The organism is Actinophytocola sp., assembly GCF_045807065.1.
Lineage (GTDB): Bacteria > Actinomycetota > Actinomycetes > Mycobacteriales > Pseudonocardiaceae > Actinophytocola.
Genome location: NZ_JBJMIE010000307.1, coordinates 1 through 13,855, shown reverse-complemented (window position 1 = coordinate 13,855; position 13,855 = coordinate 1). Strand labels below are relative to the sequence as shown.

Below are 13,855 nucleotides of genomic sequence, written 5' to 3'. Positions count from 1 at the left end.
TGTCGACCCGGCCCGACCTGGTGCAGGCACAGGCCACCATCTCGAAGATCGCCCCGGAGCTCATGAGCGGCCCCAACACCAAGGCCGAGGACGTCAAGAAGGCGTTCACCCAGGTGCGGCAGGGGGTCGACGCCGGGCTGGCGCCCCCGGACCAGGTCTACCTGTTCTACAACTCGATCCTCGAGCGCATCTTCCTCGCCACGCGCGAGGTCGCCGACTCCCTGCCCGACCCCGACGCGGTCGCCGGTGGCAACGTCGCCGTCGAGCTGGCCGACGCGGTGGAGGCGCTGTCGCGGGGCAACGCGCTCGCCGTCGGCGTGGTCGGCCGGATGACGCCGCAACAGCTGCGGGAGTACAGCCGGCTCGTCGGCTCCTACCACAGCCGGATCACCTCGACCCTGCCCGCGCTGGACGGCCAGCTGCGCGTCCGCGCGCGGGCGGTGGTCGGCAGTGACGCGTGGAAAACCCTGTCCACCATGGAGAACGCCATCGTGGACCGCGGCGTGCCGACCCCCACCAGCCCGGCGCTCCCGGTGAGCGTCGCGGACTGGCAGTCCGCCGCCGCCACGGTCGGCAGGGACCTGCTCGCCCTCTACCAGGACCAGTACGCGGGCGTCATCCACGACGCGATCGACACCGCGACCAACACGGCCAGGTGGTGGCTGATCGCCGCGGGCGCGATGTCGGTTGTCGCGCTGCTCGTCGGCCTGCTGACCCTGCGGATCTCCGGGCGGTTGATCAGGCGCCTGAAGCGGTTGCGGGCCGAGGCGCTCTCGTTGGCGGACGAGCAGCTGCCGCGCATCATGAACCGGTTGCGCGACGGCGAGGACGTGGACGTCCGCACCGCCGTCAAGCCACTGGACTTCGGCACGGACGAGATCGGTGACGTCGCCGAGGCCTTCAACCGGGCCGAGTCCGCGGCCGTGTCGGCGGCGGTGGAGGAGGCGCGGACCCGCGGCGGCATCAACGCGCTGTTCCTCAACATCGCGCACCGCAGCCAGGTCGTGGTGCACCGGCAGCTGGAGCTGCTGGACAGGGCGGAACACAGCGAGGAGGACCCGAACCGGCTGTCGGTGCTGTTCGAGCTGGACCACCTGTCCACCCGGGCGCGGCGCAACGCGGAGAACCTGATCATCCTCGGCGGCGAGCAGCCGGGCCGCCAGTGGCGCAACCCGGTGCCGCTGGTGGATCTCCTGCGCAGCGCCATCTCCGAGACCGAGGACTACGCCCGTGTCCACAACGGACACATGGCGACCGTGTCCGTCGTGGGCAGCGTGGTCGCCGACCTCATCCACCTGGTCGCGGAGCTGGTGGAGAACGCGACGTCGTTCTCCCCGCCGGAGTCCAGGGTCGACGTGACCAGCAACGTCGTCGGCCGGGGCGTGGTCGTCGAGATCACCGACCAGGGGCTCGGCATGTCCGGTGAGCAGATCGCGCAGGCCAACGAGATCCTGCGGGAGCCACCGGACTTCGGCGTGACCAACCTGTCCAGCGACTCGCGCATGGGTCTGCTCGTGGTGAGCCGTATCGCCCGGCGCACCGACGTCACGGTCAAGCTGTCCGAGTCGGACTACGGCGGCGTCCGCGCGATCGTCCTCATCCCGACGTCGCTGATCGCGGAGGAGTCCCGGCCGGTCGCGTACTCGGCCGTGCCGGTCGGAAGTGTTGCCGCGGAAGCGAACCAGATGTCGAGCGGCGTGCCGACAAGAACGGCGGCCGCGGCCGTACCGTGGCCGACCGTGGATTCCGCCGAGCCCGCGCGGCCGGCCTTCCCCGCACGAACGGCGGCGCGCCGCGAACTGTCGCAGGAGCACCCGGCACTGCGCTCGGGCCGCCACGAGGCGGTGACCCCTCAGCCACCGGAGAACGCGGCGGGACAAGGGATCCAGCCCACGGCCGGGCGACCGGGGCTGCCGCGGCGGCGCCGGCAGTCGCACCTCGCGCCGCAGCTGTCGGCCTCGCAGACCCAGCAGCAGGCGCCACGGTCCCAGGCGGGCGCGCGGTCGCCGGAGCAGGCGCGGAGCCTGTTCGACGAGATCGAGAGCGGCACCCGGCAGGGCCGGCTGGCCCGCCCGGAGCCGGGCACGAACTACCCCGACGGACGAGAAGGTTCACGGTGACTGGCAACGCATCCCGACTGGACTGGCTGCTCGACGACCTGGTCAGGAGGCTGGCCAAGGTGCGGTACGCGGTGGTGCTGTCCACCGACGGGTTGCTGCTGGGCCGGTCGTCGGAGATGTCGGTGGAGGACGCGGAGCACTTCAGCGCGATGTCCTCGGCGCTGCAGAGCCTCGCGCGCAGTGCGGGTGCCCGCTTCGACGGCGGCGACATGCTGCAGACCGTCGTCGAGCTCGAACATGCCGTACTGTTCGTGACCTCCGCCGGCGACAACGCCTGCCTCGCGTTGCTGAGCGAGCAGGGCGCGAGCATGGGCACGGTGGCCTACGAGATGAACCAGACCGTCATCCGGCTCGGTGACCTGCTGAGCACGCTCAAGCGGCGCGGGTTGTTCGAGCCCCAGGTGGGTCCCCTTCCCTCATGACCGGTCCGCGGGAGGCATGGTTCGACGACGCGGCCGGCCCGCTGGTGCGGCCATTCGCGGTGACCCGCGGCCGCACCGTCGGCAACGCGCGCGAGCTGAACATGATCACGCTGGTCATGTCCGCGCGGTGGGACGCCACGATCGAACGGATGGACCGGGAGTACGGCGACATCGTGCGCATGTGCGGCAGACCGGTGTCCGTGGCCGAGATCTCCGCCGGACTGTCCCTGCCCCTGGCCGTCACCAAGATCCTCATCGGCGACCTCATCGAGAGCGGCTACCTGATCTTCCGCAACCCGTCGGCCACGACCGCGGTCCAGACCCTCGATGTCAAGCTCCTACAGGCGGTGCTCGATGGTGTCCGTAAGCTCTGAGTCCTCCTTCGAGGTCACCGCGGCCGCGGTGAAGGTCCTGATAGCCGGCGGTTTCGGCGTCGGCAAGACCACCATGGTCGGCGCGGTGAGCGAGGTGGCGCCGCTGCGCACCGAGGAGGTGCTCAGCGAGAGGAGCGAGGCGGTCGACGACCTGTCCGGCGTCGAGGCGAAGACGACGACCACGGTGGCGCTGGACTTCGGCCGCATCACCCTCAACCCCGACCTGATCCTGTACGTCTTCGGCACCCCGGGCCAGGAACGCTTCTGGTTCCTGTGGGACGAACTGTCCCGCGGCGCCCTGGGCGCGATCGTCCTGGCCGACACCAGGCGCCTGGACAACTCCTTCGCCGCGGTCGACTTCTTCGAGAACCGCGGCATCCACTTCGTGGTGGCGGTCAACTGCTTCGACGGAGCACCCGTGTACACGGAGGACGAGGTCCGCGACGCCCTCGATCTGGACCCGTCGACCCCCATCCGCCTGTGCGACGCCCGCGACCGCGACTCCAGCAAGGCCGTTCTGCTCACGCTCCTGGAACACCTCATGCGCCTGGCCCAAGCCCGCCTCGGCCTGACCGTCTGAGCATCTCGACCTCCGCACAGTAACAATCCCCCAAAGGCGGTAGCTCCACAGTTGACCGTGGGCTAGGGTCTGGCGCGGGTCGGGGCCGTCTCCCATGGGGGTTCAAGCGTTCATGCGTCGTGTGCTGCCTGCTGTCGTCTCGTCGTTGCTCACCGGGGCGGTGTTGTTGGCCGGGCCGCCGGTCGTGGCGCAGGACGCCGCCGCGGATCCTGTCGCCTCCACCTACACCTCCGTGTCGCCGGTGCGGGTGCTGGACACCCGTGACGGCACCGGCGCGGGCACCACCAGCCCCGTCGGCGCCGGTGGCACGGTCACCCTCGACCTGTCGTCGCGGGTGCCTGGCTCCGCCACGGCCGTGGTGCTCAACGTCACCGGGGTGGCGCCGACGACCAACACGTTCGTGACCGTGTACCCGGCCGGCATCACCCGGCCGACCACGTCGAACCTGAACCTGGCGCCCGGGGACATCCGGCCGATCCAGGTGACCGTCATGCTCGGCGCGAACCGGTCGGTCAGCGTCTACAACAACACCGGCAGTACGCACGTCGTCGCCGACCTGGCCGGTTACTACGGCACGACCGGCGGCGCCCGGTTCACCGCGCTCGCGCCGAACCGGGTCCTGGACACGCGGGACACCAACAGCCCGGTCGGGCCGGGCGGTACGCGGGTGCTCGACCTCGCGAGCCGGATCCCCGCCTCGGCCACATCGGTCACCTTCAACCTGACCGGCACCGGCGCGACCGCGTCGACCTTCGTGACGGCCTACCCGAACGGCACCACGCGGCCGACCGCGTCGAGCCTGAACCTGCCCGTCGGCGACACCCGCGCGAACCTGGTCACGGTCGCCGTCGGCGCCGACCGCAAGGTCGCGTTGTTCAACAACGCCGGCAACACGCACCTCATCGCGGACCTGACCGGCTTCTACACCCCCGACTACGGCGCGGTCTTCCTCCCGCAGAACCCGGCCCGCGTGCTCGACACCCGCACCGGCACGGGCACGGAGGGCTCGACGCTGCCCGTCGGCCCCGACGGGGTCCTCTCCGTCGACCTCACCGGCAGCGTGCCGCAGATGACCGCCACCGGCGCGATCCTCAACGTCACCGCCGTCGGCGCGACCGCGCCGAGCTACGTGACCTCCTGGGCGCAGTGGGAGGACCGGCCGGCCGCCTCGACGCTCAACGCGGCCGCCAACCAGGTCGTGTCGAACGCCGCCGTGGTGCCGTTCGTCCGGTCGCGCGGCGCCGACTTCTACAACTTCACCGGCAGCACGCACCTGGTCGCCGACCTCGCCGGCGTCTTCGCCGTGGCCGAGGACCAGTGCAGAACCGACTGCGTCTACGCGTGGGGCGACAACTTCAGCCGGAAGCTCGGCACCTCGGAAGCCCTGTTCAGCCGGGTGAACCGGGCGTTCGTCGTGGGGCTGTCCGGGGTGAAGGCGGTCGACGGCGGCGGCAACCGCGACGGCTACGCGTTGCTGGCCGACGGCACGGTCCGGGCGTGGGGCAACAACGACTACGGCCAGCTCGGCAACGGCTGGACCAGCAACCAGACGGGCGGCGGCTCCTCGGTGCCGGTGCCGGTCGTCGGGCTGACCGGGGCCACGGCCATCGCCGCGGGCGGCAACACCGCCTACGCGCTGCGCGAGGACGGCACCGTGTGGGCCTGGGGCGCGGGCGCCGCCGGCCAGCTCGGCAACGGCTCGATCAACGACGCCAGCTCGCCGGTGCGGGTGAGCAACCTGACCGGCGTGGTCTCCATCGCCGCCACCGGCACCAACGGCTACGCGGTGAAGGGCGACGGCACGGTCTGGTCGTGGGGTTCCAACGCCTCGGGCGCGCTGGGCAACGGCTCGTCGGTGGTCCTGTCGTCGGTGCCGGTGCAGGTGCCCGGCATCGCCGACGCCAAGCAGGTCGCGGGCGGCAGCAGCGGCGCCTACATCCACCGCGCCGACGGCACGGTCTGGGCCTGGGGCACCAACACCGAGGGCCAGCTGGGCAACGGCTCCACCGACACGCAGTCGTCGGCGCCGGTCCAGGTGTCCGGGCTGACCGGCGCCGTCGCGATCGCCGGCGGCCGCTACAACGGCTACGCGGTGAAGAGCGACGGCACGGTCTGGTCGTGGGGCGCGGGCTCGGACGGCGCGCTGGGCAGCGGCGTCAACTGCGACAACGTGGACTTCCCGTGCGCGTCGCGGGTGCCGGTCCAGGTGTCGGGCGTCACCGACGCCACCGACGTCGCGAGCTTCGAGTACGGCGGCTACGCACTCCGCGCGGACGGCAGCGTCGCCGCGTGGGGCTTCAACGGCAGCTACTCGCTCGGCAACGACTCGGTGTACTGGTCGTCGCCGGTGCCCGTGGACGTGACCGGGGTGACCGGGGCGAGCGCCATCGGCGGCGGCGACTACGCGGGCTTTGCGGTGGTGCCGAACCCGTGAGGCGGGCGCTGCCGGCCGCGGTGCTCCTGACGGCGGGGCTCCTGACGGCGGTGCTCCTCGCCGCCGCTCCGGCGGCGACCGCGGCGCCGGCAACCGACCAGGTCGGGTCGACCTACACGTCGGTGTCCCCGGTCCGGGTGCTGGACACCCGGACCGGCGGCCCCGTCGGACCAGGGGGCACGGTCACCGTCGACCTGTCCGGCCGGGTGCCGGCCACCGCCACGGCCGTGGTCCTCACCGTCACCGGCGTGACGCCGACGGCCGACACGTTCGTGACCGTCTACCCGGCCGGCACCACGCGACCGGCCACGTCGAGCCTCAACCTGGCGCCCGGTGACACCCGGCCCAACCAGGTGACCGTCGCGCTCGGCGCCGCCCGCGCGGTGAGCCTGTACAACCTCGCGGGCAGGACCCACCTCGTCGCCGACCTCGCCGGCTACTACGGCACGGCCGCGGGCGCGAAGTTCACCGCGACGCTCGCGGACCGGGTGCTGGACACCCGCCAGGCCGGCGGCCCGGTCGGCCCCGGCGGCACCCGCGTGCTCGACCTGACCGGCCGGGTCCCCGACTCGGCCACCGCGGTGACGTTCACCCTCACCGCCACCGGCGCGAGCGCCTCGACGTTCGTGACCGCGTGGCCGACGGGCACACCCCGGCCGACCGCGTCGAACCTCAACCTGCCGGCCGGCGACACCCGCGCCGACCTGGTGACCGTGGCCATCGGCGCGGACCACTCGGTCAGCCTGTACAACCGGACCGGCTCGGTCGACCTGCTCGCGGACCTGGCCGGCTTCTACACACCGGACTTCGGCGCCGTCTTCCTGCCCCGGAACCCCACCCGGGTGCTGGACACCAGGACCGGCGCGCCGGTCGGCGCACGCGCGGCCGTCCCGCTGGACCTCGCCGGCGCCACGCCGCTCACCACCACCGGTGTGGTGCTCAACCTCACCGCCGTCGCGGCCACGGAGCCCACGTTCGTGAGCGCGTGGCCGGACTTCCCGGCACGCGGGAACTTCTCGAACGTCAACCTGGCGGCGGGCCAGACCGTGGCGGGCGCCGCGGTGGTCGTGTTCGCCGAGTCGCGGACCATCCAGCTGTACAACCACAACGGCGACGTGGACCTGCTCGTGGACCTGGCCGGGGTCTTCGCGGTGGCGGACACGCCCTGCGCGGCCGGGTGCGCCTCCGCCTGGGGCGTCAACCACACCCGCGAGCTGGGCACCGGGGAGGCCGTCCCCCAGGTGCCGACGCCGTCCCGGACGCGGTTCTCCGGTGTGCGGGCGATCGCGCCCTACGCGAACGGCGCGTTCGCGTTGCGCGCCGACGGCACCGTCTGGGCGTGGGGCGACAACTTCGCCGGGCAGCTCGGCGGCGGCTGGCGGTCGGCGTGGGGCGGTTCGGTGGTACCGGCGCCGGTGCCGGGTCTGGCGGACGTCACCGCGATCGCCGGCGGCACCTACAACGGCTCCGCGCTGCGTGCCGACGGGACCGTCTGGGCCTGGGGCCCGAACAACGTCGGCCAGCTCGGCACGGGGACGCCGTCGCACGACGCGAGCCCACCGGTGCGGGTGAGCGGGCTGACGGACGTCGTCGCCGTCGGCGCCGGTTACCAGACCGGGTACGCCGTGCGTGCCGACGGCACGCTCTGGGCGTGGGGCTCCAATTTCACCGGCGGGGTCGGCGACGGCTCGACCGGGGACGTCTGGGCACCGGTCCAGGTGCTGACCGGGGTCACCGCCGTGGCCAGCGGTGCGGGCGCGACGTACGCGGTGCGGACCGACGGCACGCTGTGGGCCTGGGGCCGGGGCGAGCACGGCCAGCTCGGCAACGGCGGCGCCGAGCTGTCGCGGGTGCCCGTCCAGGTGTCCGGCCTGAGCGGGGTGGTCTCGGTCGCGGCCGGCGAGGTCGACGGCTACGCGGCCACCGGCGACGGCGCGGTGTGGGCGTGGGGCTGGGCCGCGAACGGGCGGCTGGGTGACGGCGTCGACTGCACCGACGCGCCGGTCTGCGAGTCCCACGTGCCGGTGCGGGTGGCGAACCTGTCGGACGCGGCGCGGGTGGCGGCCTTCGAGAACGGCGGCTACGCACTGCGGTCCGACGGCACGGTGTGGTCGTGGGGCGACAACGGCTTCGCCGCGCTGGGCAACGAGTCGGTGCCCTCGTACACGACCGTTCCCGTGCGGGTGAGCGGACTGAGCGGGGTGAACGCGATCGCCGGCGGCGACAACACCGGCTACGCCCTGATGCCGTGAGGCGGGGGCGGACCGGCACGCGCCCCTTCCTCCCGAACGGTTCGGGTCCTCTCGCCGAATCCCTTCGGAAAGCGCTTGCCTAGCGCTCCCCCGCGCTGTTAAATCGTTTCAGCAACGTCGCTGCAAACGAGCGGGGGTCCGCCGGTGCGCCGTCGAGTGTTGTTGTCCAGCCTGCTCCTGGTCCTCACCACGGTCGCGGCGACCGGGGCCGCGAACCACCCGCCGGGCGCCCCGACCCACCTGACCGTCGACGGCCGCGCGAATCCCCTCGCCACCAACGGCGCCCCGCACTTCTCCTGGCTCCCCACCGACCGCGACCGGGACGAGACCCAGACCGCCTACCAGCTCGTCGTGCGGCAGGGCCGCCACGTGGTCTGGGACAGCGGCCGGGTGGCCGCCGCGAGGCAGGAGTGGGTCACCGGCCCCTCGCTGGCACCCGGCACGTCCTACCGCTGGACCGTGCGGACCTGGGACCGCCGCGGCGCCGTCTCCCCGTACGCCCGGCCGGCCTCCTTCGACACCGGCCTCACCGACGCCGACTGGTCGGGCGCCGCCTGGATCCGCCGCCCCGCCACCGGAAACGACGCCGCCAACGAGTGGACGCTCGCGCGGAAGGTCGTCAGCGTCGGCAAGAGCCCCGTCACCCGTGCCCGCGTGTACGTCGCCGCGGTCGGTGACTGGGAGCTGCGGGTCGACGGCCAGGTCACCCGGGGCTCCTCGTACGGCTACCCGGGCGAGGGCTACTACGACGTGGCGGCCCCGCGGGTGCGGTCCGGACCGCTGGCCATCGCGATCCGCTACCACTACTGGAACTGCCGCTGCCAGGGCCGCGCGGCCGGCCCGGTCGACGGCCCGTCCGGGCTCCTCGTCAAGGTGGTCGTCGAGCACGCGGACGGCAGCCGCCAGGTCGCCGTGTCCGACGGCTCCTGGCGCCTGTCCCGCGACACCTCCCAGGACGTCTCGACCATCTCCTACCGCAACACCGACTCCGGCGACGTGGTCGAGCGCTACGACGCCACCCACGAGCAGACCGGCTGGGACACCGCGCACTTCGACGACACCGCCTGGGTGCCGGCGACGGTCGTCGGAGCGCACCCCCGGCCGACCCCGAACAGCTGCGCCGCCTACGGTTCCGCGCCCTGCACCGCCACCCACCTCGCCGCGCAGCAGGCCCACGTCAGCCGCACCGAGAAGCGCCCGGTCTCCGTGAAGCACCTGCCGGACGGCACCACGTTCGTCGACATGGGCCAGGTGGTGTCGGCGGTGCCCCGCATCACCTTCCCCGCCGGCACAGCCGGTCGCCAGGTCACCGTGACCACCAGCTACCGCCGCCACAACACCACCCTCGCCGCGCCGGCAACACCCGGCTCGACCACCGTCTCCCTGGCGAACACCGCCAACCTGCACCCCGGCGACGAGATCGTGGTCGACGCCCCGGCGAGCGGGTACGGCCCCGGCGCGCCGGAAACCCGCACGGTCACCGCGACCGGTCCACAGGTGACGCTGGACCGGCCGCTGCGCCGCGCGCACGCCACCGGCGCCTGGGTGGAGAACTCGCGTGCCGGCACATCGGGCCTGGACACCCAGGGCAGCGACCTGCGCTACCTCTACACGCAGCGGGCCGGCAGGCAGACCGCGCAGCCGTTCACCTACTGGGGCTGGCGGTACCTGGAGATCAACGACCCGACCGCGGAGGTCACCGCCGTCGTCCAGTCGACCGAGGTCGACCCCCGCGAGGCGGCGACGTTCAGCAGCGGCGACCGCACGCTCGACGCCGTGTTCGACCTCATGGCGCACTCGGCGGCGATGTCCGCCCAGAACGTCTTCCTCGACACGCCGACGCGGGAGAAGGGCCAGTTCCTCGGCGACGCCATCGACATCTCGTTCGCGACCACGGCGGCGCTGGGCGAGCGCGGCCTCACCCGCCAGGCGATCGTCGAGTTCGCGCACTCGCAGTCCCGCTACTGGCCGAGCGGCGCGCTCAACGCCGTCTACCCCAACGGCGACGGGCGCCGCGACATCCCGGACTACACCGAGATGTTCCCCGAGTGGGTCATGCGCTACCACCAGCTCAGCGGCGACGACTCCCTGGTGGCACAGGTGTTCCCGGCCATGCGCGGCGTGGCGGACTACATCCTCGGTGCCGTCGACGGCACCGGCCTCGTCCACCAGCTGCCCGGCGGCAGCGGCGCCTACGCGAACGGGATCATCGACTGGCCGGCGCCCATGCGGTACGGCTACGCGGTCACCGACAACGGCTCCCGCACGGTCGTCAACGCGCTCGCGGTCGGCGCGCTCGACGCGGTGGCGGACGCGGCAGGCATCACCGGCGACGCCTCGGCGAGCGGCTACTACCGCCAGCGCGCCGCCGCGATCGCCACCGCCATGAACGCCCAGCTGCGCGACCCGGTCACCGGCCGCTACTCCGACGGGCTGGCGCTGTCGACGGGCCGGCGCATCGACAGCTTCGCCGAGCACTCGCAGAGCTTCCCGATCGCCTACGGCATCGCACCCCCGCAGTCCTATGCGGACCTCGGCGCCTACCTGAACGACCTCGGCATGCGCCAGGGCCCGATGACCGTGCGGCAGCTCCTCGCCGCACTGGTGCGGACCGGCCGCACGGACACGATCGTCCGGCTGCTCACCGACCCGGCCGGCGACGGCCCGGCGCGGGTGCTCGCCGAGGGCGGCACCTTCCTGTGGGAACAGTGGACCCCGGGCTGCCCGGTCGCGGGGTGCACCGGCGCCGAGGTGAACCAGGCCAACAGCGAGAGCTTCTCGCACGGTTGGGGCTCGGCCGGCATCACGGGTGTCCTGCGAGGACTGCTCGGCGTCGACGTGACGAGCCCCGGCACGGTCACGATCACCCCACCCGCCACTGGACTCCGGCACGCGCGCGGGTCTGTCTGGACCGAACGCGGCCGGCTCGCCGTCGCGTGGCGCCGCACCGGGAACCGCACCGAACTGGACATCACGGTCCCGGTGAACGTCTCCGTGACGGTCCGGTTGCCGAGCGGGACCACGACCACCATCGGCTCCGGCCACACCCACCTCGAGGGCTGAAACCCACCGGGAACCACCGCCAGGTCTCCTTGCGAGCGCGAGGAAACCCCAGGAGGAGTGCCGCGCGAGAGCACGACCCTACCGTGAAAAACACACGGGTCCAGTCGTGAGGAAGGCGGCTCTGGTGTCATGAAGCTCGCGATGTTCGGCGGTGAACCCACGGTCCGACCGGAGTACCGGCGACTGGAATGGCCGGTGGTGACCGATGCCGACCGGGAGGCTGTCGGCCGCGTGCTCGACAGTCGCAAGTTCACCGTGGGTGCCAGGAACGAGGCCGAGATCCACGGCCTGGAAGCGGAATGGGCGCGGTTCTGCGACACCCGGTACGCGGTGTCGGTGAACAGCGGCACCGTCGCACTCGAGCTGGCGCTGGCCGCGCTCGGGCTCCAGCCGGGCGACGAGGTGATCGTGCCGGCGCTGAGCTACGTGGCGACGGCGATGGCTCCGCTGTACTCGCTCGCGGTCCCGGTGTTCGTCGACATCGACCCGGTGACCTTCAACATCGACGTGTCGCGGATCGAGGCGAAGATCACCGACCGGACGCGGGCGATCGTGCCGGTGCACCTCGGCGGCCTGCCTGCCGACATGGACGAGATCCTCGCCCTGGCACGGAAGTACGACCTGCTGGTCGTCGAGGACGCGGTGCAGGCGCAGGGTGGGACCTACCGCGGCCGCACGTGCGGGTCCATCGGCGACGCCGGCGTGTTCAGCCTGAACGTGGAGAAGAGCATCCCCACCTGCGGGGAGGGCGGCCTGGTCGTCACCGACCGGGCGGACGTCGCCGAGCGCGTCCGCAGCCTGCGCATCCTCGGCGAGGACCTGTCCACCGAGGAGCGCCTGTACGTCTCGGCGACCCGCGGCTCGAACCTCAAGCTCAGCTCGGTGCTGGCCGCGTTCACCCGCGCGCAGCTGGCGCGTTTCTGGGCCTACCAGGAGAAACGGGACGCCAACACGCCGGTGTTCGTCGACCGCCTCGCGGCGCTGCCGGGGATCATCGCGCCGACCGCGCCGGCCGACCGCACCCACATGTGGCACATGCTGCGCTTCCGGTTCGACCCGCGGGCGGCGGGTCTGGCGGGCGTCACGCCCGGCCGGTTCCGCGCCGCGCTGCGCCGCGCGTTGCTCGCGGAGGGCGTGCCGCTCACGCACTACCAGATCATCCCGCTGCCGGGGCAGCCGGTCTTCCAGGACCAGAACGCGTACGGGAACGGTCTGCCGTGGTCGCTCCCGGGCACGAACCCGCAGCGCTACGACCTCGCCGACTACCCGGTGACGTGCCAGGTCATCGAGGACTCCCTGTGCCTGCGGCGGATGCACCTCAACCCGGACGCAGGCCCGGCGCTGGCCGAGTACGCGACGGCGTTCGAACGCGTGTGGGACAACCTGGGGCACATCGCCCGCTACGCGCGGGCGATGCCCTACCGGCCGCCGTGGCACGCGGTTCCCCGTTACCAGGAAGCGGAGGCGGAAGCGGCATGAGCGGAGCTGGCGAAGCGAGTCGTCGCGAGCCGACCACCGCGGTCGCCGACGACCTCGGCCTGCGCCGCACCGCGCTGGCGGTGCGCGAACACGTCCTGCGGATCGGGGCCGGTCCTGTCGGGACACACGTCGGCGGCGCCCTGTCCGCCGTCGACATCCTCGTCGCGCTCTACCGCGAGGTGCTGCGGATCCGCCCGGCGGAGCCGCGCTGGCCGGGCCGCGACCACTTCATCCTCAGCAAGGGCCACGCGTCCGCCGCGCTGTACGCGACGCTCGCCGAATGCGGCTTCTTCCCGGTGGACGAACTGGTCTCCTACGGCCACTCGGCCGGCCGCCTGATGGCCCATCCCACGACGGACGTGCCCGGCGTCGAGTTCGCGACGGGCTCGCTGGGCCACGGCCTCGCGCTGGGTGCGGGGCTCGCGCTGGCCGCGCAGCGCGCCGGCCGCGACAACCGGGTGTTCGTCCTGATGGGCGACGGCGAGCTGCAGGAGGGGTCGGTGTGGGAGGCCGCGCTGGCCGCGGCCCACTACCGCCTCGACAACCTCACCGCCATCGTCGACCGGAACCGGCTGCAGATCAACGGGGCCACCGAGGACAGGATGCGACTGGAGCCGCTGGCCGACAAGTGGCGGTCGTTCGGCTGGGATGTGTCCGAAGTGGACGGACATGACCTCGACCAGCTGGTGCCGGCGTTGCGGGCACGGTCCGACGGCCCGGCCGTGTTGCTGGCCGACACGGTCAAGGGCCGGGGTGTGCGGCACCTCCAGCACCGCAAGCAGAGCCACTTCGCCAAGCTGGGCCCGGATGCCTACGAGCGGGCCGTCACGGCATTGCGAGCAGCGGCATGACCAGCGGCTTACTCGAGTCCGAGCGGGCCGCGTACCGGGCCACGCTCCTGGAGTTGGCCCGGCGCGACCCCCGCGTCTGGTGCCTGGACTCCGACACCGGTGGCCTGGAGAAGCAGTTCCAGGCCGAACTGCCGGACCAGTACGTCGATGTCGGCATCGCGGAGGCGAACCTCATGTCCTTCGCCGCGGCGCTGGCGAGCACGGGCCTCATGCCCTTCGCCAACACCATGGCGGCGTTCGCGTCCGCGCGGGCGCTGGAACAGGTCAAGCTCGACATCGC

The 13,855-nt window shown here is 72.7% G+C and carries 9 protein-coding genes and 1 pseudogene; all 10 read left to right on the top strand.

Translation table 11 applies throughout. The annotated features are described in order from the left end of the window. The coding region (locus ACJ73U_RS17675) for a nitrate- and nitrite sensing domain-containing protein (RefSeq protein WP_407778735.1) at positions 1–2,120 on the top strand (2,120 nt) is incomplete at its 5' end. Continuing rightward, positions 2,117–2,542, top strand: a complete 426-nt coding sequence (locus ACJ73U_RS17670; protein ID WP_407778734.1) for a roadblock/LC7 domain-containing protein — start codon at positions 2,117–2,119, stop codon at positions 2,540–2,542. The genes ACJ73U_RS17675 and ACJ73U_RS17670, both read left to right, overlap by 4 nt. Further along, positions 2,539–2,916 carry a DUF742 domain-containing protein gene (locus ACJ73U_RS17665; RefSeq protein ID WP_407778733.1) on the top strand — a complete coding sequence of 126 codons (378 nt, stop codon included), beginning with the start codon at positions 2,539–2,541 and terminating at the stop codon, positions 2,914–2,916. Before ACJ73U_RS17670 ends, ACJ73U_RS17665 begins: the two co-directional genes overlap by 4 nt. After that, positions 2,897–3,496 carry a GTP-binding protein gene (locus ACJ73U_RS17660; protein WP_407778732.1) on the top strand — a complete coding sequence of 200 codons (600 nt, stop codon included), beginning with the start codon at positions 2,897–2,899 and terminating at the stop codon, positions 3,494–3,496. Before ACJ73U_RS17665 ends, ACJ73U_RS17660 begins: the two co-directional genes overlap by 20 nt. 112 nt (positions 3,497–3,608) lie before the next feature. Beyond that, a complete protein-coding gene (locus tag ACJ73U_RS17655) occupies positions 3,609–5,930 on the top strand; it encodes a hypothetical protein (protein WP_407778731.1) in 2,322 nt (773 codons plus the stop codon). Beyond that, positions 5,927–8,182, top strand: a complete 2,256-nt coding sequence (locus ACJ73U_RS17650) for an RCC1 domain-containing protein (RefSeq protein WP_407778730.1) — start codon at positions 5,927–5,929, stop codon at positions 8,180–8,182. The genes ACJ73U_RS17655 and ACJ73U_RS17650 overlap by 4 nt, the downstream gene beginning before the upstream one ends. A 162-nt stretch (positions 8,183–8,344) precedes the next feature. Continuing rightward, positions 8,345–11,245 (top strand): alpha-L-rhamnosidase N-terminal domain-containing protein, encoded by a 2,901-nt coding sequence (locus ACJ73U_RS17645; RefSeq protein ID WP_407778729.1) that lies wholly within the window; start codon positions 8,345–8,347, stop codon positions 11,243–11,245. 129 nt (positions 11,246–11,374) lie between these two features. Beyond that, positions 11,375–12,724: a DegT/DnrJ/EryC1/StrS family aminotransferase gene (locus tag ACJ73U_RS17640; RefSeq protein ID WP_407778728.1), complete on the top strand. Its 1,350-nt coding sequence runs from the start codon at positions 11,375–11,377 to the stop codon at positions 12,722–12,724. Beyond that, positions 12,721–13,575, top strand: a complete 855-nt coding sequence (locus tag ACJ73U_RS17635) for a transketolase (RefSeq protein WP_407778727.1) — start codon at positions 12,721–12,723, stop codon at positions 13,573–13,575. Before ACJ73U_RS17640 ends, ACJ73U_RS17635 begins: the two co-directional genes overlap by 4 nt. Continuing rightward, a pseudogene (locus tag ACJ73U_RS17630) lies at positions 13,572–13,855 on the top strand (transketolase); the annotation flags it as partial. The gene ACJ73U_RS17635 and the pseudogene ACJ73U_RS17630, both read left to right, overlap by 4 nt.

Coding starts and splice junctions, on each gene's coding strand:
- ACJ73U_RS17665 (WP_407778733.1), top strand. CDS start 2,539: ATGACCGGTCCGCGGGAGGCATGGTTCGACGACGCGGCCGGCCCGCTG.
- ACJ73U_RS17635 (WP_407778727.1), top strand. CDS start 12,721: ATGAGCGGAGCTGGCGAAGCGAGTCGTCGCGAGCCGACCACCGCGGTC.
- ACJ73U_RS17660 (WP_407778732.1), top strand. CDS start 2,897: ATGGTGTCCGTAAGCTCTGAGTCCTCCTTCGAGGTCACCGCGGCCGCG.
- ACJ73U_RS17640 (WP_407778728.1), top strand. CDS start 11,375: ATGAAGCTCGCGATGTTCGGCGGTGAACCCACGGTCCGACCGGAGTAC.
- ACJ73U_RS17655 (WP_407778731.1), top strand. CDS start 3,609: ATGCGTCGTGTGCTGCCTGCTGTCGTCTCGTCGTTGCTCACCGGGGCG.